Raw genomic sequence first — 26,447 nt, 5'->3', positions numbered from 1 at the left:
CCCGTTCGATAAGGACCCGGATGATCTCCAAAGCTCCTGTGAGGATCGACGGGTCCGATAACGCATGTGCAAGACTAGCAACATTGGAGCGATAGAGTTCGGACAGGTTCGGGTGTAGTCGCACCGGTGAAAACGCAGGCTCGGAGAGCGGCGCGTTCACACCACCCCCGCGGGAAGAGCCATGGACAGACTTGACGGACTGGGCCCTTGGACGCGAGGACTAAAAAAAAGAGAATTTGACCACCCTGATGGGTCACTTGAGATCGCGGTTACGCGGTGCCTCTGACGGGACGGTCATTGTCGATGTTGAAGATCATTCCGTCCAATAGCTCCTCCAGATCGGGGCGTGCTGCCGGACCGTTTGAGATATCTACAAGCATTAAACTGCCATCTGGTCGGATTGCGAATGTCCCAGGCTCGGCAAACATAACCGAGGTTTCCGCCTCGGACAGGGGTTCAGAGACATACAGGCCCAGATCGCGCATTTGCGGGACTGTAAGCCCATAACACAGATCGAAATTCCATCCGAACTCATCGCGGTCTGCCAAAGCCTTTTCCAGAGAATCGGCCGAGACCACAATGACATTCATCCGATCGGTCCAATCGGCCAACCGTGCATTTAACTTGTTCAAATAGCGTTTGCAGCGAGGACAATGCCGACCGCGATAGACAAACAACATTGTCCAACGATCGGTTGCTGTGCCAATCGCCCGTGTACCGCCATCCACATGCGCAAAACTAGTCGGAGTAACCTGTTTGCCAACATTTGGTTTTGTCATTTTATTTTCCCCCTCACATTGTACGCCTTGTAAGATTCACCCCAGCGAAAACGGTGGCCTTCCTGCCCGGTTTTAGACGCCTTCAAACAGGATTTCCTTCTTTCTGTCGGCATCCTGCTGGCATAAGGCAAAATCGTATTCATGCAGAAACCCCCGTGGAGCGGGCGCAATTTCGAAATGTTCGAATTCATCCTGGCCTGAAACCAGCGCGACCAGAGTACGCGCGCCATTCTTTTGTTTCATCGACGGTTTGATGAACCGAAGGGCGGCGCCGATCCGGCGATCATTGGTTTGGTTGGGGCCCGAAGCGTGAAACAGATGGCCGTGGTGGATCGAGGCCTGACCAGCGTGCAACGCGGCGGCAACCGTGTCGGCCTCGTCGACATTCACCGCTATCTCCTGTCCGCGCGACAGCAGGTTGTTCTCATCGAAAGTGTCCACATGTGGGACGATACGGTTCTGGTGGCTGCCGGGAACAAACCGCATACAGCCGCTTTGCTCGGACGCCTCTGAGAGGGCCACCCAACATGTGACTTCCTGCGCATCGTCCAAACCCCAATATGTCAGGTCCTGATGCCACGAGACAATTTTGGGCGACCGCGCTTCTTTAACGAATAGGGCGCCGCTCCAGACCATGAGGTCGGGGCCCAGAACAGGCGAGACTGCAGCAATCACATTAGGATGGCGCAATAACGCATCAAAAGAGGGTATCAGCCGATCGGGATAGGAATACAGCAGTTTCAGTCGCTGGCTGTCGCCCGAAACTGCGTCTTCGGCCCTTTCGAAGTCGTCGCGCAACCTTTGCGCTTCGCTTGGGGTCAGAATATCCAGCGGCGAAACATATCCGTTCTTTTCATAGTCACCGCGTATGTCGAGAGTTTCGTTTCGCATTGTCATCCTGTTCTGTCTCGGATCACTTGACCAAATATCATTCCTTCAACCAAGTAAATTTGTCCAAAGCGGGTTCCCGCAGGCCGCATTTGCATGGCGTATCCCAAGACACCGGTCGCATTCAGACGGCCGAAACCAGGGCGATCCCAACCACCGCCAGCAACGAGGCCGCCATTGCCAGGTTTATCCGACGGTGCCACGTCTCGCTGATATCCAAACTGCCAAGTTTCGCCCCGGCGCTGAGCCAGATCAGGTGCACGGGCACCCAGATCAGGTTGAATAGGATGATCTTGATCACTGCCTCCCAGATCGGGGCGTCGGGCAAAAAGGCGAACCCGGAAAACAGCGCAGTGCTGACGACATAGGCTTTAGGGTTGATGAATTGCAGCGTCAGCCCGTTCAGAAACCCAAGCGGCGTCGCAGCAGGCGCAAATCCCACACGCGACCCGGCACTTGCGATGCGCCATGCCAGAAACACCAGATAGCTCACCGACGCGATCAGCAACACTGTCCTCAGGAAGGGCACAGCCAAGGCCACAGCGGCAACGCCCGAGATCACCAGCAGCATGTTGATGAACCCGCCCAGCATCAACCCGGCGACAAACGCAAAGCCAGCGCGAAACCCAAAGGCCGACCCGATCCCCGCCGTTGTCAGCACGCCCGGACCGGGCGTGATCAACAGAAAGAACACCGCAATGACGAATTCGATCATGCGCCAGAGTGGCCCGCTATAGGTCCTTGCATTCCGGAACGGGCGTCAATACCGATCCATCCTGCAAGTGTTGCAGCAAATTGTCGACCGTCAGGTCGCCCATGGCGGCGCGGGTTTCAACCGTCGCGCTTCCGGCGTGTGGCAGCAATACGACATTCGGCAGATCGCGTAGCGCTTGCGGCAAGTGTGGCTCTTTTTCGAACACGTCCAACCCGGCCCAGCCCAGATCGCCCTGTTGCAGCGCCTCGATCAGGGCCGTTTCGTCCACAACCGAGCCTCGGCTGACGTTAATCAGCGTGCCTGCCGGGCCCAAGGCTTTCAGCACGTCGGCATTGACCAACTTGTTCGTCGCGGGCCCACCCGGCGTGATGCAGATCAAAACGTCCACATGCGCGGCCATATCCACCAAGGAGCCGAAATACTGATAAGGTACATCCTTTTGGCTGCGTGAATGGTAAGAGATTTCGGGCGACCAAGGGGCCAGCTTGTCCGCAATCGCCTGACCGATGCGGCCCAGGCCCAGAATACCGATCTTTTGACGATCAGCCGAACGGGTCAGGGGCGCGTTGCCTTCAGCCTCCCACCGACCAGACCGGACATAGGCATCGTCGCGCACTAGCTCGCGGTAGCAGGACAGCATCAGCAGAACGGCGGTTGTGGCGACCTCGTCATTCAGCACATTGGGGGTGTGGGTTACGACAATACCCAGCTGCGCGGCAGCCTTGGCATCAACCGCGTCGTAGCCGACGCCATAGACGCTGATCGCCTTGAGGTTTGGCAAAGACGTCATCAGATCGGTCGGGATGCCGGCATGCCCGTTTGTGATGACATGTGTGATGTCCGCGGCTTCGTATTGATCCAACTGATGAATGTTGAAGGCCGGAGACAGGCGGGATTGCATCCGCTCGGTGATATTTCCGATTTGCAGGAGGTCGGGCATCGTGGCGCACCTTTTTATCTGTAAATGGGCGGGGTTTGCGCCCCGCCGAGAGGTGTCAGTGATTGTCGCGCGGGGTGAATTTGCGGGCGATATCGCGGTAGTTTTCGGCCCCTTTCAGGATCATCCCCCGATCCAGTTGATCCACTTTTTCGCGGAAGATTTCCTGCCACGGTGACTGATGGGGAGGCATTTCATATCCGCCATTGGCCTCTAGCGCGCGGGCGCGTTCGTGCAGCTCGTTCAGCGGCACCAGCATGTCGGCCGTGCCTTTGCCCAAATCAATGCGCAGGCGGTCGCCGTTCTGGACCAGAGCCAAGCCCCCACCTGCCGCCGCTTCGGGCGCCGCGTTCAGGATCGAGGGGCTACCCGAAGTGCCCGATTGCCGCCCGTCGCCGATGCAGGGAAGCGCTTCGATACCCTGTTTCAACAGGTAGGACGGCGGTCGCATATTCACCACCTCGGCCGCGCCCGGATATCCCTTGGGGCCAGCCCCGCGCATGATCAGGATACAATTGGCGTCGATATTCTCGGATGGATCGTCAATGCGGTGGTGGAAATCCTCGGGGCCATCAAAGACGACCGCGCGCCCTTCGAACGCGTTGGGGTCGTCGGGGTTCGACAGATACGCCTTGTGAAAGGCGGGCGAAATGACCGAGGTCTTCATGATCGCACTCTCGAACAAATTGCCCGACAGGTTGATGAACCCGGCCTGTTCCTTGATCGGAGCGCTGACCGGCTTGATGACGTCATCGTTCAACGACCGGCGTGCCGCGCAGTTTTCGCCCATCGTCTTGCCATTGGCCGTCACCGCATTGGGGTGCGGCAGCATGTCGGCGGCGATCAATTCACCAATGACGGCGGGAACACCGCCCGCATGTTGGTAGTCTTCGCCCAGATACTCACCTGCTGGCTGAAGGTTGACCAGCAGAGGCACGTCATGGCCCAAATTCTGCCAGTCGTCATTGTCCAGCGGCACACCCAAATGGCGGGCAACCGCGTTCAGGTGGATCGGAGCGTTGGTCGAGCCGCCGATGGCCGAGTTCACGACGATGGCGTTTTCAAAGGCTTCGCGGGTCATGACATCGCTGGGGCGTAGATCCTCCCATACCATTTCGACGATCCGACGCCCGGTTTCATAGCTGATCTGGCCACGTTCACGATAAGGGGCCGGGATGGCTGCTGATCCGGGCAATTGCATCCCCAGCGCCTCGGCCAAAGAGTTCATCGTCGTCGCGGTGCCCATGGTGTTGCAATAGCCAACGGACGGGGCGGCGGCGGCGGCGATATCCATGAACTCATCGGTGTCGATATTGCCCGCCGCCAAGTCTTCGCGCGCGGACCAGATCACGGTGCCGGATCCGGCGCGCTTGCCCTTCCACCAACCGTTCAGCATCGGGCCGACCGACAGGGCGATGGCGGGAATGTTCACCGTTGCGGCCGCCATCAACAGCGCCGGGGTGGTCTTGTCACAGCCGATATTCAGAACCACTCCATCCAGCGGGTAGCCATAGAGGCTCTCGACCAGCGACAGATAGGCGAGATTGCGATCCAGCGAGGCCGTAGGCCGCTTGCCCGTTTCTTGAATCGGGTGAACAGGGATTTCGATACAGGTGCCGCCGGCCGCAATGATGCCGTCGCGGACACGTTTAGACAGCTCAATGTGATGGCGGTTACAGGGGCTCAGGTCACTGCCGGTCTGGGCGATCCCGATGATGGGCTTGCCGGATTGAAGCTCTTCCCGCGTTAGGCCGTAATTCAGGTACCGCTCAAGATACAGCGCTGTCATCTCGAGGTTTTCGGAGTTCATGAACCATTTGCGCGATCGCAGGTCTTCTTTGTTTATCTTTTTTGTCATCGGCCGAATTCCCTGTCCTTTAGATCGGTTTGGTTTGTGGTCATTGCGATTTCTGCGCGCAAAATACCGCAAACCGAATTGCGTGCCCGGTGCCAGCGCTTTCGCAGCTAGCACTATCGGGTTGGTTTGATTTGAACCCTTTTCGAAACTTTCCATGATTTCGAGATTATGAAGACGAATCGAAAGTGGATTTTCAATCTTAATAGTGCCAAAAAGACCTCAAAGTAAGAATTATTAGCGCTATCATTTGCCGCGCCGGGAAATGTGACAATAGAGCGCCGGGCAGGCGCTCCAAAAGGAACTGGCGAATGAAGCAAGGATCAATCGCGTCCCAGCTTGGGGTCAGGGTGCTGGGCTCTATTCGTCAGACAATCTGGAACAGCTGACCGGAATGGTACGGCCCTTGGAGGAAAACCAATTGTTTCTGGTAGATTCCGCGGCCCGGACCGTCACTGGGAAAAGCGCAAAAATCGCCGCGTGCTCTGATCACCGTGCGGCTGTTTTGACAACTTGATTGAAGAAAAGGATGAGGCCGCATTGGATCACGTGGCTTTGTCTAAGAAACTAAAGCAACGGAACGGGGGTATCACGTGAAAAAGATACTGATCATAGGTGGCGGCGGAATGTTGGGCCAGAAACTGGCGCAGCGCATCCGGACCGAGCAGGTTTTTGGCTCTGACGTCGAACTTACGCTGTTCGATCAATCCTTTCCGCCCAACGGGGTCGTTGGCACGCAGATAGCAGGCGATATTGCTGCGATGGGCACAGCACAGGATTTGGCGGCCCGTCGGCCTGATTTGGTGTTTCACCTCGCAGCTATTGTGTCAGGTCAGGCGGAAACGGATTTCGCCTTGGGTTGGGATGTCAATCTGATGGCCACATGGGCGCTACTGAACGCTCTGAAAGTTGAACATGACGCATCTGAAGGGGAATACCGGCCCAGGTTTGTATTTGCCTCTTCCATCGCCGTATTTGGGGCGCCCTTCCCGGACAAGATCGACGATGAATTCCTGTCGGCACCTTTGACCAGCTATGGCGCGCAGAAAGCGGCGTCCGAGTTGTTGATTACGGATTTCAGCCGCAAAGGTTATATCGACGGCCTGTCGCTGCGCCTGCCGACCCTGTGCGTGCGCCCCGGCAAGGCCAATGCTGCGGCCTCATCGTTCTTCTCGGGCATTATCCGTGAGCCGCTGAACGGTGCCGAGGCGATCCTGCCGGTCGCCGATACCGTTCGCCACTGGCACGCCAGCCCTCGGTCAGCGGCCCAGTTCCTGACCCATGCTGCCGATCTGGAAATCCGACTTTTGCAGGGCCGCCATGCGCTGAATATGCCCGGCATCAGTTGCACGGTCGCCGAACAGATCGAGGCGCTGCGCAATGTGGCAGGGCAGGAGGCCGTGGACAGGATCAAACACGTGCCGGACCCGGCCATCGAAGCCATTGTCAAGAACTGGCCACGCGATTTTCAAACCGACCGCGCGCTGAATCTTGGTTTCAGGGCCGAATCCAGTTTTGAAGAGATCATCCGAATTTATCTGGAAGATGACCTGAATTTCTAAGCGTCCAGCGTTTCGCCGGTCAGGTGCCGTTTCAGGTGGTCGTGTATTTTCTGTTGGGTCAGCTTCGGGTCGCCTGAAAGCGCAGCCTCAAGAATATTGGCGTGATGTTCGATATTCATCGAAATGAACTCGAACCGGCGATCCGCGACCATCAATTGTTGCCGGAATTGCGCATAGACGCGTCCATGCATTTGTTTCAGCGTCTCTGATCCGCAGGCTGAAATCAGAGTTTCATGAAACTCTTTCTCGGCGGCGAACCAGATATCGATCAGGTCACTCGGATCGTCTTTGTCGCGGATGCGCCTTTCGATGTGACTTAGTTTGTGATGAGCTGCGGTTAGGCGTGCCTCCCAATCGACGCCGCCGTTTTGGATCGACAATGCGGTTCCTTCTGCTTCCAGCAGAATGCGGACATGGGTCAGTTCGATCAACTTCTGGCGCGCGCGTTGCGGCACGCGGAACCCGCGTTGTTCCTGAAAATCTGCAAGGCCCACAGCAGCAAGCCGGAACAGGGCTTCACGGACCGAACTGGCTGAGCACTTGTATTCTTTCCGCAAGTCTTCCGCCCGAAGCTTGGCCCCGTGTTCGAATCCGTTCGAGATCAGCCGCACCTTAAGATCTTGATAAATATCGACTTCAGCGGTCATCGAAAGAGTTGTCCTGAACGTTACCCTTCGCTCTTCCTATCCCTAATTTCGTTTTTGGGCAATAATCTCGAAATTACGCTCAATTTCACATTTTACTTGTCGCATGCGATTCGGCGTCCTAACGTCAGGCAGCGTCGTTCAAGAGAGGGCTTAGAAACCTTCAGCACGCCACGCTCAACGTCTGGGAGGACAATATGAAATTATTGACGACCGCGGCCGCTGTGGCCGTAGCCACGACCATGGCCGCGACATTCGCCGCTGCCGAAACCACAAAACTGCGCATTCAAACCCATTTCTCGCCGGAACAGCTGTCGGGCAAGATGGCGGCCAAGTTCATCGAGGACATCACCGAAATGTCCAACGGTGAGATCGAGGTCGAGATGTTCTATTCCTCGTCCGTCGTCAAATCGGTCGAGACATTCGACGCCGCCGCAACGGGCATTCTGGATTGCGATATGACGGGTGGCGGCTATCAGACCGGTAAGAACCCCGCATTCCAATTCGCAGGCGATCTGCTGGGTGGCTATCAGAACCCCTATCAGCAGATGGCGTGGCTGCTGCATGGCGGTGGCCGCGATGCGCTGAACGAGCTGTATAACGGCTATGACATGGAATTCGTCGGCTGGTGGATTCCGGGACCGGAATCGCTGTCCTCGACCAAACCGATCGCAACGGTCGAAGACTTCAAGGATTGGAAATTCCGCTCGCCTCCGGGTCTGGCCACGAAAGTGTTCGCCGAGCTGGGTGCCTCGCCCATCGTGATGGACTTTAACGAGATCTTCACGGCGCTGGAAACCGGCATCATCGACGGTGCCGACGCGGCGAACCTGACCAACAACGTGGGTCTGGGTCTGTATGAGATCGCGGGTCACACCAACTTCCCGGGCTTCCACTCGATGCCAGCGGATCACCTGGCCTGCCGCAAGGATGTCTGGGAATCCATGCCCGCGCATCATCGCAAGATCATCGAGGTCGCGATGGACAGCCTGGCCCTGCACAACGCCACGATCAACGAGGTGCAGAACGCGCAAACCGCCAAAGACCTGCGCGCCCAGGGTATCCAGCTGTATGAATGGACCCCGGAAGATCTGGCCGCTTACCGCGATGCCGTTCAGGTTGGCTGGACCGAGTTTGCCACCACGCCCGAAGCCAAGGCGCTGTTGGAAAGCCACATTGCGTTCCTGAAAGACATGGGTGCGATGAAATAATCGGCGTCATGCTGAGACGATCCTTCGGAAAGGCTGCGATCCGTGGCCTTTCCGGACCTTTCTCAGGGACGTATGTCGAATGAAAATCACCAAGATCATTAGTCACGTCCTGCGCTACGACATGCCCGAGGTTTTGGGCTATTCGCAGCAATATTACGACAAGCGCAGCGCGCATCTGGTCGAAGTTCAGACCGACGAAGGCGTTACCGGATGGGGTGAGTGTTTCGGCCCCGGTACGGTCGCTCTTGCCAACAAAACCATTGTCGAACAGGTGATCCAGCCCATGGTGCTGGGATCGGATCCGATGGACCGCGACGTGATCTGGCACAAGGTCTACAACCTTCTGCGAGATCATGGGCAGGGTGGCATGCCCCTTCAGGCCCTTTCGGGTGTGGATATCGCTCTTTGGGATATCGCTGGCAAAGTGGCGGGCCTGCCGCTGCACAAGCTGATTGGTGGGGCGCATCGCAGCTCGGTCCCCTGTTATGGCTACGGTATGATGCTGCGCGATGAACCCGTCGATGATCTGGCGCGCCGCTTTACGGACGAGGCCGCCGCGATCAAAGAGATGGGCTTTGTCGCCACCAAGATGAAAACCGGCTTTGGCCCCGAACCAGACGTCAAGCTATGTCAGGCCGTGCGGCGCGGTGTCGGCGACGATTTCCGGTTCATGGTCGATGCCAACCACGCCTATACCACGTCGGATGCGTTCTATGTGGGACGCGCTCTGGACGAGCTTGGAGCCTATTGGTTTGAAGAGCCTGTCGCGCCCGAGGATACCGACGGATACCGCGAGTTGCGCAAAGGGCTGAAAACCAACATCGCTGGGGGCGAGGCGGTGTTCAATCGGTGGTCGTGGCGCACTCTGCTGGAAAGCCGTGGCTTGGATATCGCCCAGCCCGAGGTTTGCGCCTTGGGTGGCGTATCCGAGTATCTGCGGATTCTGGCCTTGTGCCACGCCCATTTCACTCCGGTCGTCAATCACGTCTGGGGCAGCGCAATTGCCGTTTCCACAAACCTGCATCTGCTGGCGGCAATACCTCCGATGCCGGGCGGCCTGCACCCGTGGGAGCCGATGCTGGAGTTTGACACCACGGACAACAAATTCCGGGACGATCTGCTGACCGTTCCTTTGGACATTCAGGGTCAGGTCAAAGCTAACGCAGGCCGTGTCGCGGTTCCGACCGGGCCGGGCATCGGCGTCGAGCCCGACCACGACTTCATAGATCACTTCCGGGCCAGGACATAACGACAGGGGGCAGGAAATGCAGAAATCCACGGGTGGAATTATTGAATGGCTGATACCCTTGGCATTTGTCGGAACGGCCAGTTGGCTGGTCTGGCACCTGCCTGCCTTTCTGCTGGATTGGCTGCCCTACACTTCGGAATCCCTCAAATCCCAGGTGCAGGAGATTTACCTGCGCGCCGACATCACGCCAAATGCCGCTGGCATCTTCGGCGGACATATCGACATTTTTGACATGCTCGCGCTGATCCTGACACCGATACTTGCGGTGATCGGTGCCCAAACCGTGCGCCCGGCTGCAATGGAGTATGGCGGGCTCAGCGCCATCGACCGATTTGCCCTGTTCATCGGGCGCGTCACCATGATGATGATCGCCATCATGACCATTGTGATGCTGTACGAGGTCTTCCTGCGTTACATTCTGGAAAAACCCACCGAATGGGCCAACGAGATGACCCTGTGGTTCGCCAGCTTCGTCTTCCTGATGTCTGGCTACTACGGGATGCAGCAGCGCAGCCACATCCGCATTTTCCTGCTATACGACGCCGTGCCACGATGGCTGCAACGGGTGTTCGACACGATCTCGACCGTTCTGATCGTGCTTTTCGCCTTCTTCCTTGTCTATGGCAGCTACAAACAGGTCTTCGTCAACAAGTTGTATAAATGGGAGCTGTTCGGCTCGGCTTTCAACCCGCCGATCCCGGCGACCCTGCAACCAATGGTGCTGATCGTCATTACGCTGGTGGCGTTTCAGGCGGTCGTGAACCTGATCTCGGATTGGAACAAGGAACCCGAGATTCACACTGACGAACCTGATGAAGAAGAGATTGAAATGCTGAAAAAAGCAGTGGGGCAAGACTGATGGATATTGGAACAATCTCACTGATCCTGATGGTCGCACTTATCGTCTTGCTGGCCATCGGGATGCCGCTGGGTCTGGCCTCGGCCTCGCTGGCGGTTCTTGTATTGGTGCTGAAATTCGAGCCCAACCTGCTGCTCAACCCATTTTCCTTTGGCGACGGGCTGCTGACCGGCAGGCCGGGGACGGGGCCGCTCTATATTCTGGCACAGAAAATATACGGGCTCTTAACGGATTACGTGCTCATATCCGTGCCCTTGTTCATCTTCATGGCCTCTCTGCTGGAACGCTCGGGGATCGCCAAGGACATGTATTCCTCGCTCAATATCTGGTTGTCGCGGACGCGGGGCGGGATTGCCATCGTCACCTCGATCATGGCGGTGATCATGGCGGCGATGTCGGGGATTATCGGGGGTGAGGTCGTTCTGCTGGGCCTGATCGCCCTGCCGCAGATGTTGCGGCTGGGGTATAACCAGAACCTCGCCATCGGTGTGATCTGTGCGTCGGGCTCGTTGGGGACGATGATCCCCCCGTCAATCGTGTTGATCATCTATGGTCTGATCACCGAAACCTCGATCAAGTCGCTGTTCACCGCGTCCTTCATCCCCGGCTTCATGCTGGCGTCGATGATCATCCTCTACATCATCATCCGCACCCGGCTGAAACCCGATGATGCCCCCTTGCCTGAACCCGACCCGAACGACCCCGAGCCGACCGAAAAGCGCAAGCTGTTCGCTGCGTTCATGAGTATCGTCGTTGCCGGATTTTCCACCGTTCTGTTCATCCGGGCCGCGTTCTTCGAACTGTCAGGATCGAATGCCGCCAGTCAGGGTGAGCCCGCGCGGTTCGGGACGGCGGATTACCTGCCCTGGTTCGCAGGCATAACCATTGTTGCGCTGCTGCTGATCTTCTTCGTCTTCGGCAAAGAGCGCGCGCGCGTTGGCTGGCATATGGGCAAAGGGCTGGTCGCACCGATGGTTGTGATCGGCGTGGTTCTGGGTTCGATCTACGGCGGCATCACCGGTATCACCGAGGCTGCCGGAATGGGCGCGTTCGCTGTTCTGATCATCGCCATCCTGCGCGGAGAAGGCTCGTTCGAGCTGGTCTGGGACAGTCTTATGCGCACTCTGAAATCCACCGGTACGATCATCTGGGTCACGATTGGTGCCGCATCGCTGGCGGGGGCCTATACCATCGCGGGCGGACCGCAATATGTGGCTGATCTGATCGTGGGTCAGGAATTGCCACCGATGCTGGTCATTCTGGTGATGATGCTGATCCTGCTGTTCATGGGCGCGTTCATGGATTGGGTCGGGATCGTCTTGCTGATCATCCCGGTCTTCCTGCCCATCGTGCTGCGCCTGCCCATCGAAGAGATCGGCCTGATCGGCCAGCTGCAGCCAAATCACGTAGCGATCTGGTTCGGCGTGGTGTTCTGTATGAACATGCAGGTCAGCTTCCTGTCGCCGCCCTTTGGACCGGCCGCGTTCTATCTGAAATCGGTGGCCCCGCCGCATATCAGCCTGACTGATATCTTCCGCGGCTTCCTGCCCTTTATCGGCATCCAGATTCTGGCGCTTTCGGTGCTGCTGATCTGGCCCAATATCATCGCAATCCTGTTGTGAGGATCGACCCATGCTGACGCAAGAGCAAATCTCACGTTTTGAAACCGATGGCTATCTGGTCGTGCCAGACGTTATTCCGCCTGACATTCTGAACCGGGTGATCGACGAATACTCGACCCTGCTGGATGGGCTTTATGCGGACTGGTTCGCGCAAGGTCTGGTGCCCAGCCCCGAGGGTCTGGATTTCTGGGGCAAGCTGCTGGCCGCTTACGAGGCCCGGTGCGACTATTTCCAGCCCATGGATATTTCTCTGCCCGGCGACCGGATCATGGCCGATACGCCTTTTCACATCGGACCCGCCGTGTTCGAGATGATGACCGCCAAGCCGCTTTTGGACGTGGTCGAGCAACTGATCGGCTCGGAACTGACCAGCAACCCCATTCAGCACGTGCGCCTGAAACCTCCGGCGCGGAAGCTGGCAAATGATGAAATCCGCGCGCATATTACTGCAACGGACTGGCATCAGGACCGGGCTGTTGCGCTGGAGGATGCGGACCAGACCGACATGGTCACTGTTTGGATCGCGGTGAACGATGCGACGGTCGAAAATGGCTGTTTGCAAGTGCAGGCCAAAGCCCCGGATCAGGACATCCTGCCCCATTGCGCGCGCACCCAGACCGGGATCGCGGACGGGTTTGTGGATGAGACGACCGCTGTCCCCCTGCCGGTCACAGCCGGAGGCATCGTCCTGTTTCACCCTCTGACCCCGCATGCCTCGCTGGTCAACACCACGGATCAATTCCGCTGGTCCTTCGACATACGCTACAGCGCGACGGGGCAACCCACAGGGCGCGGGCATTTCCCGGATTTCGTGGCCCGGTCCCGCGTCAACCCTGACCGCGAATTGCACGACTGGCGTGTCTGTCGCTCGAACTGGGAGGCCGCCCGCGCGCGTCTGGCCACCCAGCCGCATATCGACATTCATCGGTGGGACTCGACCTCTCCGTTCTGCGCATGAGGGAAACCGAACATGACATCTGTTCTGGCAGATAACGGCTCCACGCCGTGCGCAACAGGAGCAGCGCAGTGAAACGTATCCTCGTCGTTGGCGGCGGGCTGATCGGCATTCGCCATATCCAAGCCGTTAAGCAACATCCGGGCTGTCATCTTGTGGGGCTTGCTGACCCGGACATGTCGATCCGTGTGGACGCAACCCGGTTCGCCAGTATGGATGACGTTCAGGACGATGTGGACGGCGTCATCATCGCCACCCCTACGCATCTGCACGCCGCGCATGGCATGGCGGCGGCAGCACGCGGATGGCATATGCTAATCGAAAAACCCGTTGCCGGCACCGTGGCCGAGGCGCAGGCGCTGGCCCGTGCCCTTGAACAGGCTCAGGTCCGCAGTCTGGTCGGCCACCATCGCCGCTATCACCAAGTCCTTCAACATCTTAAGGCCAAGATCGCCGAGGGCGTCATCGGGCGGGTCATCAATGTCTCGCTTTTATGGGCGATGCGAAAGCCGGACGCTTATTTCGAACAGAACTGGCGCACCTCGGGCGGCAGCCCGGTGATGATCAATCTTGTCCACGACATCGACGTTTTACGCTTTGTCATCGGCGAGATTAGCGAGATTGCCGCCTTGCGAGGCGCTTCACTGCGCGGGACGGACAGGATTGAAAGCGGCGCGGTGGCGCTTGCGTTTGAAAACGGGGCGACGGGAACCATCAGCTTCGCCGATACCGCGCCCAGCCCCTGGGGGTTTGAGGCCGGGATCGGCGAGAATCCCAATATCGGCACCACCCATCAGGACATGATGTGGATCACCGGCACAAGAGGGGCCATCAGTTTCCCGTCGCTGACCCTGTGGCAGGGCAAGGACTGGGGCACTCCGTCAGAGCGCGTGGAATTCGACAAACCGGCGCAAAGCTGCGTGCCGCTGGACGCGCAGTTGGATCATTTTCTAGGCGTGATGGATGGGGCCGCTCCGCTGATTGATGTGGCCGACGCCGCGCGTACCCTTGCGGTCGCCACCCGGATTGAAGAAGCGTTGGCGAAACAGAACGCGGGCTTGCCGGTGCAGGCCTGAACACGCGCTCGCAAAGGATGGGCGCAGAGACACTTAAGACGAATTGATGGAAAGGAATTCGCATGAGCAAACCTTCTGTTGGATTTATTGGCCTCGGGCTGATGGGCGGGGCCATGGTCAACCGGTTGCTGGACATGGGCTATGCAGTCACGGTTCTGGGCAACCGCGATCGCACCCATCTGGATGCTGCGATCGCCCGCGGCGCGGTTGAGGCACAAAACGCAAAAGATCTGGCCGCTGCCAGTGACATCGTGATGCTGTGCATGGGCACTTCGGATCAGGTCGAGGCGCGGATGCGCGGGGAAAACGGCGTGATTGCGGGTTTGAAGCCCGGCGGCATTGTGGTGGACTTTGGCACCTCGCTGCCCGGCAGCACGCGGACCCTCGCGGATGAGGTTTCTGCCGCCGGGGGCAGCTATCTGGACGCACCGCTGGGGCGCACGCCCTCACACGCGCTGGAGGGCAAGCTGAACATCATGGCCTCGGGGGATCAGGCCGCTTTCGACACCGCAAAACCTGTGCTCGAAGATCTGGGTGAGAACGTGTTCCACCTTGGAGCCGTCGGCTCGGGGCACACGATCAAGCTGATCAACAACTTCTTCGGCATGACCGTGGCCAATGCCATGGCCGAGGCTTTCGCCATGGCCGATGTGGCTGGGGTGGATCGCAAGCAGTTGTACGATGTGATGGCTGCGGGGCCACTGCATTCGGGGATGATGGATTTCGTCACCGCCTACGGCGTTAATCAGGACCCGAACCAACTGGCCTTTGCGATTAAGAACGCTGCTAAGGATATCGGGTATTACGACCAAATGGCGCGCGATGCGGGTGTCAGTAGTGTGATGTCACAGGGCACCTTGGCCGCGTTGAACGATGCGCGCGACACTGGTCAGGCGGACGATATGGTCAGCCAGATGGTCGACTATTACGTCAACCGGTTCAAACCCTAGGCGATGGCCGTCGCCGCCCGATCGACCGCAGATTTGCCGCGTCTGGGCATCGTGTTGATGCTTCTGGCGTGGCTGCTGTTTTCCTTTGTCGATTTGGGGGCGAAATGGCTGGCCGTCGCCGGATTTCCGGCCTTTCAACTGGCGTTCATGCGCTATGCGGGCCATTTTGTGATCTCGCTGGGTGTCATCGCAAAGGGGGGCTTCCAGCCCAGCCGGTTTCATACCGATCATCCGTGGCAACTGATCAGCCGGGCTCTGCTGCTGATTTCGGCCACGGTGTTCAACTTCTACGCCCTTCGGTTCCTGCCGCTGACAGCGGTGTCTGCGATCATGTTCTCAAGCCCGGTGATTGTGTGTTTCCTGTCGGTCTTTGTCCTGAAGGAAGCCGTAGGGCCGTGGCGGTGGTTTGCCATCCTTCTGGGCTTTGTTGGCGTATTGGTGATCGTCCGCCCCTTTGGCGCGGTGTTCCACCCCACCATGTTACTGATCGTCTACAACGCGACGGCACTGGCGCTGTATTCGATCATGACCCGACGGCTGTCCGGGGTCGTGTCGGTTGATACGATGCAGTTCTATCTGGGCCTCACCGGAACAGTTGTCCTGTTGCCCTTTGCGGTGTGGTTCTGGATGCAGCCCGAAAACCTGTGGAGCATGATCGTGCTGATCGGACTGGGCGTCTTCGGATGGGGCGGCCACCAATTGCTGACAAACGCGCATCGCTTTGGCACCGCCAACCAGTTAATGCCCTTTACCTATTCCTTCCTGATCTACATGGCGATCTGGGGTTATCTGTTCTTCGAAACCGTGCCGGACGCCAGCACGCTGACGGGGGCTGCGCTGATCATGGGCGCCGGGCTGATCATCTGGAAACGGGAGAAGCGATAGCGGCCCTTATCCCCGCACCGCAGCCAACACATCTTGCGCCCCTATGATCTGCAACAGCGCTTTGTCCGGCTCATCCTGCTGGGTCGCCCGCGCGATGTCTGCTGCCAAGGGATCGTTCAACGCGCGTCCTTTGGCGGTCTCTGACACACAATAGGCGATCCACGCCCGCACCCCTTCGGCCACCGCTTTTGATCCGGTCTCGCGCAGGGTGGGGATGAACCTGTAAGGCAGTTTCTGGCTGCCATCCATGGCGATCTGATCCAATCGGTGGGCGAGTTCGGGGTTCTCGAACCGGGCAATCAAGGCGGCGGCATAGTTTGGGACCTGATCCTGTACCTCGTCTGGCAGCGTTCTTCCGGCATCGGCCATCAAATCCTGAACAAGCGGACGCAGAACAGGGTCGCGGATCGCCTCATGCACATAGGTTAGCCCACGTCCCAACCCCGCGTAGGCCAGCAGCGAATGCGCACCGTTCAGCATTCGCAATTTGCGCAATTCGTGCGGAGCGACGTCCTGGACGAATTGCACGCCCGGCCAGTCGGGGCGCGGGCCTGCGAAGTTATCTTCGATCACCCATTCCGAGAACGCTTCGGTCGGGACGGCCATGGGATCGCCGCTGATGGCGCGCACCGCATCCGTGGTCGCCGGAGTGATCCGGTCAACCATCGCGTTTGGAAAGCTCAGCCTGTCCCAGTTCAGATCCAGCCCTGCGGCCGCGGCGAAATCAGCAACGGCCGTTTTCAGGGCGTCGCCGTTGCCCACCCGATTGTCACAACTCAGCACCGATACCGGGCTATTGCGCCCCGCAAGCCCGAAGGCCAGAAATCCGATCAGGGTCGACGGGCCTTGCCCTGTAAGATCAGAGGCGATGGCCGGATCGTCCAACTGCAACCGACCTGCGCTGTCCAGATGATAGCCCTTCTCGGTCACTGTGGCCGAGATGATATCTGCCTCTGCCATGGCCTGGAAAATCGCGTCTCGGTCATCGGGTAGGGTCAGAACATCGCGCAGAACCCGGATGCGCCGGACACCTTGACCCTGCACGCACAGGTCATAGTCAAACCCTTGCTGCGCCAACCCGTCCCGGATCGCTGTAGACCGCAAGCTGACTCCGACCAAATCCCAGCCCTGCGCCTGATCGGTGTAGTCCAGCAAATGCGCACGAGCGAAGTTGCCGAGGCCGAAATGCAGTATCAGCCCCATACTATAGCTCCAGCCCGTAGACCTGCCGCGCGAGATCAGTGGTCAAAAGTTGCGCCAGCCGTTTGGCGTCGACCATCCCGAAATATCCACGCTCGATTTGCTGGGACAGATGCAGCGCCACGCCGCGCCGCCACATGTCGTGGCGCGCCGGGATCGACAGAAAGGCGCGGGTGTCGTCGTTGAACCCGGCCAAATTGAAGTAACCTGCCGTTTCCACCACCTGATCGAAATAGCGCGCGATCCCCGCAGGGCTGTCATGGAACCACCACGGCGGGCCAATGCGCAGACAGGGCCAGTGACCCGCCATCGGGGCCAGCTCTCGGGCATAGGTGCCCTCGTCCAGTGTGAACAGGATTATGCGGAGCTTTGGCGAATTGCCAACACGGTTCAGCAGCGCGTCCAGTCCGTGCACCCAATCCATCGCGATGGGAATGTCTGCCCCTTTGTCACGCCCGAAGCCCTGCATCACAGCGCGGTTGGTGTTGCGTCTGCTGCCCGCGTGGATTTGCATGGTCAGCCCGTCCTCGACCGACATCTGCGCCATTTCGATCAGCATGTGACCATAGAACCGCCGGGCATCCTCGGCGCTGCCTGCGCCCTGCCGCAACCGTTGATAGATCGGGTCGGGATCGTCCAGCCATTCGGTCTGCACTTTCTCGATCCCGTGGTCGGTGGCCGTGCAACCCAGTTCGATGAACGTGGCACGCCGCTGGCGCAGGGCTTCCAGATAGCCGCTGAAGCTACCGACATCACAACCGGTCATCGCACCCAGTGCAGTCAGGTTCTGGACGAAATCCGGGCCCGCTCCATCCAGAACCCCGTCGGGGCGGAAAGTTGGAACAACGCGCCCGCTCCAACCGCTGTCGCGGATCGCCTTGTGATGAGCCAGATCATCCAGAACCGAGTCCGTGGTGGCTAGAACCTCGATCCCGAACCGTTGGAAGAGCGCCCTTGGCCGGAACGCGGGCTGCGCCAGACGGTCGGCAATCTGATCATAGATCGCATCGGCGGTGTCCGGCGACAGATCTTGAGAAATCCCCAGAGTTTCGCACAGAACATAGCTGATCCAGATCCGCGACGGCGTGCCCAGAAACAGGTCCCAATGGGCGGCGAAGGTGCGAAACACCTGACGCGGATCCGCATCGCGTCCCGCAGGGCCCACCCCCAGTTGCTCTAGCGGAACGCCTTGGGAATAGAGCATGCGGAACACATAGTGATCGGGCACCACCAACAGCTCGGCCGGGTTGGGAAAGGCTGCATCCTGCGCGAACCAGCTTGGGTCGCAATGACCGTGCGGGGACACTATGGGCAGGTCTTTGATGCCCAGATACAGGTCTTCTGCCATGCCCTTTAAATTGCCTGTCAATTTCCCCTCCGTGCTTTGCCCAAGGAACAGTTAACACATTTTTTACGGCTTGCATCTTTCGGGTACAAAGCCTCAGACTGATCCCAGGAACTGGGGGGAAGAATGAACATTGCGCTGATTGGTTTGGGGATGGTTGCGGGCACCCATGTTGCTGCGATCTCCGCATCGGACTGCGGCCTGAAACTGGCTGGCGTTCTGGGTCGCGACCCTGGAAAAACCGCGCAATTTGCGAACCGGCATGGCACGCGGGCCTATGCATCGGTTCAGGAGATCGCCAATGATCCATCCGTCGATTTCGCAATCATCGCCACCCCACCGGACCAGCGCTTGTCACTTGTGCAAACCCTTGTAGCGGCAGGTAAACCTATTCTCATGGAAAAGCCGGTTGAGCGGGATTTACAAGCCGCCACCCGGATCGTCGAACTGTGCGAAACTGCCGGGGTGCCGTTGGGCATCGTGTTTCAACACCGCGCACGAGCGGCCTCGGCTGCGCTGAAGGCGGCCTTGGAGGCAGGCGAGCTGGGCTCAATCGCGACGGTCGATATCTGTGTGCCGTGGTGGCGCGACCAAAGCTACTATGACGCGCCGGGGCGCGGCACCTATGCGCGCGATGGCGGTGGTGTGATGATCTCGCAGGCGATCCATACGTTGGATCTGGCTATGTGGCTGCTGGGACCGATCACCTCGGTTCAGGCCATGATGCGGCAGACGCCTCTGCATGATTTGGAGGCCGAGGATTGGGCCGGTGCTTTGTTCGAAACTGAAAGCGGTGCCATCGGAAATTTGATGGCCACCACCGCCGCATTTCCGGGCATGGCCGAGACCATCACGATCCAAGGCACCCGCGCCAAGGCGCATCTGGGCGCAGGCGTGTTGACGATCACCGCGATGCATGGAACTCAGACAACCTTCGGCGAAACGGCAACGACCGGAGGTGGCGCCGATCCGATGGCCTTTACCCATGAATGGCACCAATCGGTGATCGAAGATTTTGCCGAAACGATCCGCACGGGTCGCCCGCCCATGGCCACGGGCCGCAGCGCGCTTTTGACCCATGCGGTCATTGATGCGATGCAAATCGCCAGCGAAACCGGCCTGAAAACGAGAGTATCCGCATGAGCCTGACCTGCGTAGCCCTTGGGCTGGATCACCGCCATATCTATGGCATGACTGAAAACATGCGCAAAGCGGGGGTTGTCTGTGTCGGCTATTGGACGGAGGGAGACCCCGTCACTCTGCCCGGTTATGTGAAACGGTTCCCCGACATCCCCCGGTTTGACCGCCTGGAGGACGCGCTTGGCTGGGGTGCCGATCTGGCCCTGGTCTCGGCCATTCCGGCAGACCGCGCGGCGCTGACGGTCAAGGCCATGCAAAACGGCATGGATGTTATGACCGACAAGCCCGGGTGTACATCCTTCGAACAGTTGGATCAGATAAAAGGGGCCGTGGCCGAGACCGGGCGCATCTGGTCGGTCAATTTCTCGGAACGGTTCGAAACCGCCGTTAGCACCCGCGCCAGCGAGTTGGTTTCGGCAGGGGCTATCGGGCGGGTCGTGCAGACCATCGGGTTGGGCCCGCACCGCCTGAACAAACCCACCCGACCGGACTGGTTCTTCACACGCGACCGGTACGGGGGGATTTTGGCTGATATCGCCTCGCACCAGATTGATCAGTTTCTGCACTATACTGGGTCGGATACGGCCCAGATCACCAACGCATTTGTCGCCAACTATGCCAATCCCGACGACCCCGAGTTGCAGGATTTCGGAGAGCTTAGCCTGCGCAGCGCCCATGCCACTGGCTATATCCGGGTGGATTGGTACACGCCCGATGCGCTGCCCAATTGGGGTGATGGGCGGCTGACGATCTTGGGAACCGAGGGGTATATCGAACTGCGTAAATATGTGGACGTAGGCGGCGCACCCGGTACAGATCACCTGATTCTGGTCAATGGTGAGCGGTGTGAAAAGATCGACGCCTCAGGCGCTGGCCTGCCGTATTTCGCGCGTCTGGCCCATGATATCCAACACCGCACCGAAACCGCGATGACGCAGGCGCATTGCTTCACGGTCATGGAACTGGCGCTGCGGGCGCAGGAAATGGCAGAGGCGTCATGATCAATGTCGCAATCCTCGGCGCGGGTATCGGAGCGCAACATCTGGCGGCGCTGTCTCAGCTTGGCGATAGGTTCCGCGCGGCCGCCGTTGTCGATAAGGATGCAGCCCGGATTGAACAGATCAGGGGCGATGCTGATTTCGCGGCGCTGACCGAGATTCAGGATGCACTGGATGATCCCTCCATCGACCTTATTGATATCTGCCTGCCGCCGCATCTGCATGTGCCGATCACGCTGGCCGCGCTGAAGGCCGGAAAGCACGTGGTGTGCGAGAAACCTCTGGCCACCTCGATGCGGGATGTGGACCAGATCATCGAAACAGCGCGAAACACGGGCAAGCAGGTGTTTCCGGTCTTTCAATACCGCTGGGGCCCGGCCCTGTCGCAACTCCGCCACTTACAGAACGAAGGTCTGACCGGCGCCGTCCAGACCGCCGCGCTTGAAACGCACTGGTCGCGCGGGGCCGATTACTACGCTGTCCGCTGGCGCGGAACGTGGGAGGGCGAGCGCGGTGGGGCTGTGCTGGGCCATGCGATCCACAACCACGACCTGCTGACGCATATCGCGGGCGACATTGCGTCGGTTTCGGCGATGGTGACAACGCGGGTCAACCCGATCGAAACCGAAGACTGCGCGGCCATCTGCTTTGCCATGACATCGGGCGCGTTGTGCACCAGCAACATCACTCTGGGCGCGGCAACGGACGAAACACGCCTGCGGATCGTGTTTGAACACCTGACCGCAACCTCGGGCACCGAACCTTACGCGCCGGGTCAGGCGAAATGGACCTTCACGGCCCGCGACCCCGCCCGGCAGAAAGACATCGACACCGTGCTTAGCCGCGCACCCACGGAACCCGCCGGATTTGAGGGGTTTTTCGCAGAAATCAGCAAAGCCCTGCGCGGGCAGCCGAACACGGCGGTGACGCTTGCCGAAGGTGCGGCCTCGGTCAGTCTTGTCACCGCGATCTACCATGCGGCACGCAGTGGGCAGCGAGTGGCGCTGCCCATCACACCCGATCACCCGCTTTATGAAGGATGGCTGCCATGAAACAATGCTGGCGCTGGTTTGGCCCAGAAGACCCGATTGCCCTGTCCGATCTGCATCAGGTGGGCGTTCAGGGCATCGTCACCGCCTTGCACCACATCCCGCCCGGTCAGCCTTGGGACGTCCCGGCTATTGCCGACCGGCAAGCCATGCTGGCCGAGGCTGGCTTTGAATGGGACGTCGTCGAAAGCCTGCCCGTTTCCGAGACGATCAAAACACAGACGACGGACATGGCAGCGCATCTTGAGGCCTATAAATTCAGCCTGCGCGCGCTGGCGTCTCGCGGGATTGAGGTGGTGTGCTACAACTTCATGCCGATCCTCGATTGGACCCGCACCGCCCTGCGCGCGCCGCAATCCCATGGCGGCTCTGCCATGCTGTTCGATCTGACTGATTTTGCCACGTTCGACATCCACATCCTGAAACGTCCCGGCGCGTCCGAGAATTATTCCGAACTTGTCCAGCACGCGGCCTCCAAACGGTTCGCCGAAATGTCCGACACGGCCAAATCCCGGCTGCAACACAATGTCACCGCCGGGCTACCGGGTGCCAATGACCAGTGGAGCGTCGAGGATGTCCGCGCCCTGCTGGACACCTACCGCGACATCGACCGCACCCGGTTGCGCGCACACCTTGTCGACTTTTTGGCCGAGGTTGCCCCGGTCGCGCAGGAGCATGGTCTGCGCCTGTGCTGTCACCCGGACGATCCGCCATTTTCTCTGCTCGGGCTACCGCGCGTGATGTCCAGCGTGGATGACTACGGTGCCGTTCTGGACGCGGTTGACCTGCCAGCAAATGGCGCGACGCTGTGTACCGGATCGCTGGGCGTGGCGGCCAGTTTCGACGGGCCGGAATTTGTCCGCAGGCATGGCAGCAAAATCCACTTCGCGCATCTGCGAAACACGAAACGAATTGCAGGATCGGACGCAGAAAAACCCGATTTCTACGAGGCCGCGCATCTGGAAGGCGACACCGACATGGCGGGCACCGTGCGGGAATTGATGGCCGAGCAGAAACGAAGAAAACAAGCAGGCCGCAGCGATTGGCAAATTCCGATGCGCCCGGATCATGGGCAGGAGTTGCTGTCTGACCGGGGCGGCCACAGCACGCCGGGTTACCCTTTGATTGGCCGGATGCGCGGCTTGGCCGAACTGCGCGGCCTGATGGCAGCCTTTACCTGATCGGTGCTGCATTTAAGTGCTTGCCTGACGGCAGTAATCCCCTTTTACTGATCGCACCTAACCGGGCAGCGGGGTGTCTTTGGGACGCGCCCGACGTCTTTTGCAAGACGCGTGAAACCCCCGCGAAAACCGATGCAGGAACGCATCTTTTTCACAGCATCAGCCCGCTCCGACAGGGCTGAAAAACGGGAGGTTTCCGAATGAAAACCGCAGGCGTAATCGGTCTTGGGGATATGGGCAGCGGGCTGGCCAAGAACCTGATCAAGAATGGCTTTGAAACCTCGGGCTTTGACCTGAGCGAAACACGCATGGCCGCATTTGCCGATATGGGTGGGTTGGCAAAGGACAGCGTGGGTCAGGTGGGTCGTCACGCCGCCAGCGTGTTTGTCATGGTCATGAACGGCGATCAGGCCCGCGCGGTCATTCTGGGCGAGGATGGGCTGGTGGCCAACATGACCAAGGGCGGAACCGTGATCCTGTCGGCGACGATCACACCCGCCGAGGCGCGCGGCATTGCGCAGGACATGGAAGGGTCAGGCATTCACCTGATCGACACACCCGTTTCGGGCGGGTTTCCCGGCGCGCAGAATGGCACGTTGACGATGATGGCGGCCGCCGCGCCCGAGGTTCTGGACCAGAACGCCGAGGTGATGCAGGCCGTTTCCGGCACCATTCACCGGGTGGGGGAACATGCCGGCGACGGACAGACCGTCAAAGCCTGTCTGCAATCGCTGATCGGCTCGATCTTTTCGGCCACGTTCGAGGCTGCGGCCCTTGCTGCCAAGGCTGGTGTCAGCGGTCAGGCCCTGCTGGACGTGTTCGCGTCCTCCAGCGCGGGCTGCGGCGTGGTGAACACGGCGCTTGAAAACATCATTGATCGCAAGTTTGTCGCCACCGGCAGCCATATCGCCACCATGCACAAGGACCTGACCATATCGCTGGCCGTGGCTGGAGAGCTTGGGGTTCCGATGCAGACCGCCGCGTCCGCGATGCAGATCTTTCACGCCGGGAAAACGAAATACCCCGATGGCGACAACTGGATCTGCACAAAGGTGATCGAAGAGATCATCGGCGCCGAACTGCATCGCTAAAGGAGGCCCGTCATGAAATTAGGAGTTATTTGCGACGGGATTTCCCGCGATCTGAAACATGCGGTCGATGTCATGGATGAATTCGGTCTGGACTATGCTGAACTTCAATTCGTCGGCGATACCGAAGTGGGCGATCACAGCCCGCAGGAGATTGCCGAGATTGATGCGCTGTTGCGGGATCGGGGCAAACCCGTCTCATGCCTGTCGCGCCATATTTTCGCGGGTATGACAGCCGCCAACCAGCCCGGAGACGAGCTGCATGTCAAACATATGGACGCGCTGAAGCGGGTGATCGACATGGCGCATATCGTCGGCTCTCCGCTGGTACGGATCATGACCCAAAGGAAAGAACAGATTCTGTGGGGCAAAAACGGGGCCGAGAAATGGAACGTTGCCCATGGTGTCTGGGATACGATGCCGCCCCTGATCGCGCCTGCCGTAGAACTGGCTAAAGCCGAGGGCGTGACGCTGGTTGTCGAGACCGGGAACGGTACGCTGGTGAACTCGAACTACACCGCGCGCAAGCTGATTGACGATCTTGACGCCAAAGATGTGCTGAAGGTCCTGTGGGACCCCGGCAACAACTGCTGGTGTCATGAACTGGCCTATCCCGACGGGTATGACGAGCTGCGCGGCGGCTATCTGGGGCATATCCACATCAAGGACGTCAAGGTGGACACGCCACGCGCAACACTCGAAGTGCGCCGGATGGGCGAGGGTCAGCTGGCCGATCTGTTCGCCCCGATTGCCGCTGCGCTCCGCTCGGATGGCTATGATGGCGTGGTGTCCTTCGAAAGTGTCTATCACCCCGGCAATGGTAATTTCGAGGACGGGTTCCGTTTGTGCGTGGACCGGTTCAAAGAAGTGTTTGCGTAACGCGCGCACCTGTGCCCGCGTGACTTACGCGGGCACTTCCATATGTTCGGCGTTCAGCTTGTCCCAATCAAACTCGACCCCGATGCCCGGCGTATTCGGGGCCACCGCCAGACAGTTTTCAACGACCAGAGGGCGGGTCGTGTACTGGTCGATGGGAAAAGAATGAACCTCAAGCCAACCCGCGCTGGGTTGCGCGGACACAAGACTTACGTGCAGCTCCTGCATTCCGTGACTGCAAACCGGGATATTGTGCTTGGCGCTCAGCGCCGCGACCCGCAGCCAGCCGGTGATGCCGCCGCAATTCGACGCGTCGGGTTGGATGAAGCTTAGTTTGGCGTCGTCAAAGGCGTATTCGAACTCATGGATGGTGTGCAGGTTTTCCCCCATGGCCAGTGGAACACCCGTGGCGTCAGCGATACGGCCATAGCCTTTGTAGTCATCAGGAATCGTGGGTTCTTCGAACCACAGGATATCGTGCTCGGCAAAGCCCTTGGCGGCGGTGATCGCCTGATCCACTGTCATCGAATAATTGGCGTCGACCATAAAGAAGCGATCTGGCCCCAACATCTCGCGCACAGCTTTTGCGCGAGCCAGATCATCGGCCAGATCAGGCTGGCCGACCTTGATCTTTACTCCGTTGAACCCGCGTGACAGATAGCCCTCGGTCTGGCGCAACAACTTGTCGAGCGAGAAGTTCAGATCGATCCCCCCCGCATAAGCCTTGCAGCGGTCCACTGTACCCCCGGCCATTTGCCAAAGCGGTGCGCCGGTGCGTTTGCCGCGCAGATCCCACAGCGCAATATCGACGGCCGAAATCGCAAATGAGGCGATGCCGCCTCGCGCCACGTAGTGCACATGCCACTGCATGGCGTCATACAGGTCTTCTATCCGGTCGGCGTCCTGTCCGACCATAAAAGGTGCCAAGTCATGCTGGATCATCGCAAGAATGGCATGACCGCCTTTGCCTCCGGTATAGGTATAGCCAACCCCCTCGGCCCCGTCATCCGTGCGAACCGTGACAGTGATCAGCTGGAAAAACGTGTGATCGCCGTGCTTTGCGTCCACCAGCACCTCGGTCAACGGAACATTGAACAATCGCGCCGAGAGGTTTTCGATACGTGCCACGGTCCAAGGCCTCTTTTGATGTGTCGATGTTTGGAAACTGTAAGAGGGTAAATGGAAAAAGAAAGCCCAAGATCAGCGGTAAGTAAGCCCTAGTGTCGTTTTGAAAAATGACATTCGGTTTGGAAAAGATGGGCGAGGCGCTATTTCCGTGCCTTGTCAGTGTCCGGATATTCAACCCATTTAGTTGGTCACCGCGACAGGTTCAGTTTCGAGGAAAGCCCACCGGATGTTTAAAGCAATGGATGAAAGTTACCT

The 26,447-nt window shown here is 59.0% G+C and carries 24 protein-coding genes; 15 read left to right on the top strand and 9 right to left on the bottom strand.

Annotated features, from left to right (window positions below):
* Positions 1-269 precede the first annotated feature (269 nt).
* The 5 genes from ACR0CA_RS17800 to ACR0CA_RS17780 all read right to left on the bottom strand — a co-directional run bounded on the left by ACR0CA_RS17800 (position 270) and on the right by ACR0CA_RS17780 (position 5,177).
* The gene (locus tag ACR0CA_RS17800; protein WP_480900470.1) at positions 270-779 is read right to left on the bottom strand and encodes a redoxin domain-containing protein; all 510 of its coding nucleotides are present in this window, start codon (positions 777-779) and stop codon (positions 270-272) included.
* A gap of 72 nt (positions 780-851) precedes the next feature.
* Positions 852-1,670, bottom strand: coding sequence for a phytanoyl-CoA dioxygenase family protein (locus ACR0CA_RS17795; protein WP_480900469.1), 819 nt, complete (start codon positions 1,668-1,670; stop codon positions 852-854).
* Positions 1,671-1,791: 121 nt separating this feature from the next.
* Positions 1,792-2,382, bottom strand: a complete 591-nt coding sequence (locus ACR0CA_RS17790; protein WP_170791521.1) for a LysE family translocator — start codon at positions 2,380-2,382, stop codon at positions 1,792-1,794.
* Between the two features lie 16 nt (positions 2,383-2,398).
* Positions 2,399-3,322 (bottom strand): 2-hydroxyacid dehydrogenase, encoded by a 924-nt coding sequence (locus ACR0CA_RS17785; RefSeq protein ID WP_480900467.1) that lies wholly within the window; start codon positions 3,320-3,322, stop codon positions 2,399-2,401.
* Between the two features lie 55 nt (positions 3,323-3,377).
* Entirely contained in the window at positions 3,378-5,177 is a 1,800-nt protein-coding gene (locus tag ACR0CA_RS17780; RefSeq protein ID WP_170770821.1) for an IlvD/Edd family dehydratase, read from the bottom strand.
* 590 nt (positions 5,178-5,767) lie between these two features.
* Between ACR0CA_RS17780 and denD the strand changes: the two genes are divergently transcribed.
* The gene (gene denD / locus ACR0CA_RS17775; RefSeq protein WP_170791526.1) at positions 5,768-6,736 is read left to right on the top strand and encodes a D-erythronate dehydrogenase; all 969 of its coding nucleotides are present in this window, start codon (positions 5,768-5,770) and stop codon (positions 6,734-6,736) included.
* Here the strand turns inward: denD and ACR0CA_RS17770 are convergent.
* Positions 6,733-7,383 carry a GntR family transcriptional regulator gene (locus tag ACR0CA_RS17770; RefSeq protein WP_480900464.1) on the bottom strand — a complete coding sequence of 217 codons (651 nt, stop codon included), beginning with the start codon at positions 7,381-7,383 and terminating at the stop codon, positions 6,733-6,735. The two genes, denD and ACR0CA_RS17770, sit on opposite strands and share 4 nt — an antisense overlap.
* Before the next feature lie 194 nt (positions 7,384-7,577).
* On the opposite strand from ACR0CA_RS17770, the gene ACR0CA_RS17765 reads away from it, so the two are divergent.
* The 8 genes from ACR0CA_RS17765 to ACR0CA_RS17730 all read left to right on the top strand — a co-directional run bounded on the left by ACR0CA_RS17765 (position 7,578) and on the right by ACR0CA_RS17730 (position 16,187).
* Positions 7,578-8,591: a TRAP transporter substrate-binding protein gene (locus ACR0CA_RS17765; protein ID WP_170770814.1), complete on the top strand. Its 1,014-nt coding sequence runs from the start codon at positions 7,578-7,580 to the stop codon at positions 8,589-8,591.
* A 79-nt stretch (positions 8,592-8,670) separates the two neighbouring features.
* Positions 8,671-9,840, top strand: coding sequence for a mandelate racemase/muconate lactonizing enzyme family protein (locus ACR0CA_RS17760; RefSeq protein ID WP_480900461.1), 1,170 nt, complete (start codon positions 8,671-8,673; stop codon positions 9,838-9,840).
* A 16-nt stretch (positions 9,841-9,856) separates the two neighbouring features.
* Positions 9,857-10,699 (top strand): TRAP transporter small permease subunit, encoded by an 843-nt coding sequence (locus ACR0CA_RS17755; RefSeq protein WP_480878525.1) that lies wholly within the window; start codon positions 9,857-9,859, stop codon positions 10,697-10,699.
* Positions 10,699-12,321: a TRAP transporter large permease gene (locus ACR0CA_RS17750; RefSeq protein ID WP_480900459.1), complete on the top strand. Its 1,623-nt coding sequence runs from the start codon at positions 10,699-10,701 to the stop codon at positions 12,319-12,321. The genes ACR0CA_RS17755 and ACR0CA_RS17750 overlap by 1 nt, the downstream gene beginning before the upstream one ends.
* Before the next feature lie 10 nt (positions 12,322-12,331).
* Positions 12,332-13,279: a phytanoyl-CoA dioxygenase family protein gene (locus tag ACR0CA_RS17745; RefSeq protein WP_170770807.1), complete on the top strand. Its 948-nt coding sequence runs from the start codon at positions 12,332-12,334 to the stop codon at positions 13,277-13,279.
* Positions 13,280-13,347: 68 nt separating this feature from the next.
* The gene (locus ACR0CA_RS17740; protein ID WP_170770805.1) at positions 13,348-14,352 is read left to right on the top strand and encodes a Gfo/Idh/MocA family protein; all 1,005 of its coding nucleotides are present in this window, start codon (positions 13,348-13,350) and stop codon (positions 14,350-14,352) included.
* A 62-nt stretch (positions 14,353-14,414) separates the two neighbouring features.
* The gene (locus ACR0CA_RS17735; RefSeq protein WP_480857848.1) at positions 14,415-15,302 is read left to right on the top strand and encodes an NAD(P)-dependent oxidoreductase; all 888 of its coding nucleotides are present in this window, start codon (positions 14,415-14,417) and stop codon (positions 15,300-15,302) included.
* 3 nt (positions 15,303-15,305) lie between these two features.
* Positions 15,306-16,187: a DMT family transporter gene (locus ACR0CA_RS17730; protein WP_480900456.1), complete on the top strand. Its 882-nt coding sequence runs from the start codon at positions 15,306-15,308 to the stop codon at positions 16,185-16,187.
* A 6-nt stretch (positions 16,188-16,193) separates the two neighbouring features.
* Here ACR0CA_RS17730 and ACR0CA_RS17725 read toward each other — a convergent pair whose 3' ends face one another.
* Both ACR0CA_RS17725 and uxaC read right to left on the bottom strand, forming a co-directional pair.
* Positions 16,194-17,390 (bottom strand): mannitol dehydrogenase family protein, encoded by a 1,197-nt coding sequence (locus tag ACR0CA_RS17725; RefSeq protein ID WP_480900455.1) that lies wholly within the window; start codon positions 17,388-17,390, stop codon positions 16,194-16,196.
* 1 nt (position 17,391) lies between these two features.
* Complete coding sequence (gene uxaC, locus ACR0CA_RS17720; protein ID WP_480900452.1) at positions 17,392-18,735, bottom strand: glucuronate isomerase; 1,344 nt, start codon at positions 18,733-18,735, stop codon at positions 17,392-17,394.
* Between the two features lie 123 nt (positions 18,736-18,858).
* Between uxaC and ACR0CA_RS17715 the strand changes: the two genes are divergently transcribed.
* From ACR0CA_RS17715 to ACR0CA_RS17690, 6 genes are all read left to right on the top strand, one after another.
* Positions 18,859-19,875 carry a Gfo/Idh/MocA family protein gene (locus ACR0CA_RS17715; protein WP_480900450.1) on the top strand — a complete coding sequence of 339 codons (1,017 nt, stop codon included), beginning with the start codon at positions 18,859-18,861 and terminating at the stop codon, positions 19,873-19,875.
* Positions 19,872-20,873: a Gfo/Idh/MocA family protein gene (locus ACR0CA_RS17710; RefSeq protein ID WP_480900448.1), complete on the top strand. Its 1,002-nt coding sequence runs from the start codon at positions 19,872-19,874 to the stop codon at positions 20,871-20,873. Before ACR0CA_RS17715 ends, ACR0CA_RS17710 begins: the two co-directional genes overlap by 4 nt.
* Positions 20,870-21,922: a Gfo/Idh/MocA family protein gene (locus ACR0CA_RS17705; RefSeq protein WP_170770793.1), complete on the top strand. Its 1,053-nt coding sequence runs from the start codon at positions 20,870-20,872 to the stop codon at positions 21,920-21,922. The genes ACR0CA_RS17710 and ACR0CA_RS17705 overlap by 4 nt, the downstream gene beginning before the upstream one ends.
* Positions 21,919-23,100, top strand: a complete 1,182-nt coding sequence (gene uxuA / locus ACR0CA_RS17700) for a mannonate dehydratase (protein WP_480900445.1) — start codon at positions 21,919-21,921, stop codon at positions 23,098-23,100. The genes ACR0CA_RS17705 and uxuA overlap by 4 nt, the downstream gene beginning before the upstream one ends.
* A gap of 200 nt (positions 23,101-23,300) precedes the next feature.
* Positions 23,301-24,191 (top strand): NAD(P)-dependent oxidoreductase, encoded by an 891-nt coding sequence (locus tag ACR0CA_RS17695; RefSeq protein WP_170791552.1) that lies wholly within the window; start codon positions 23,301-23,303, stop codon positions 24,189-24,191.
* Between the two features lie 12 nt (positions 24,192-24,203).
* Positions 24,204-25,067 carry a sugar phosphate isomerase/epimerase family protein gene (locus ACR0CA_RS17690; protein ID WP_170770787.1) on the top strand — a complete coding sequence of 288 codons (864 nt, stop codon included), beginning with the start codon at positions 24,204-24,206 and terminating at the stop codon, positions 25,065-25,067.
* 24 nt (positions 25,068-25,091) lie between these two features.
* On the opposite strand, the gene ACR0CA_RS17685 is transcribed toward ACR0CA_RS17690, so the two are convergent.
* Entirely contained in the window at positions 25,092-26,192 is a 1,101-nt protein-coding gene (locus tag ACR0CA_RS17685; protein ID WP_480900443.1) for a mandelate racemase/muconate lactonizing enzyme family protein, read from the bottom strand.
* Between the last annotated feature and the right edge of the window lie 255 nt (positions 26,193-26,447).

This window comes from Ruegeria sp. F12 (assembly GCF_056533885.1).
Note: the sequence above shows the minus strand (reverse complement) of the source record. Positions and strands in the feature narration are given on the sequence as shown.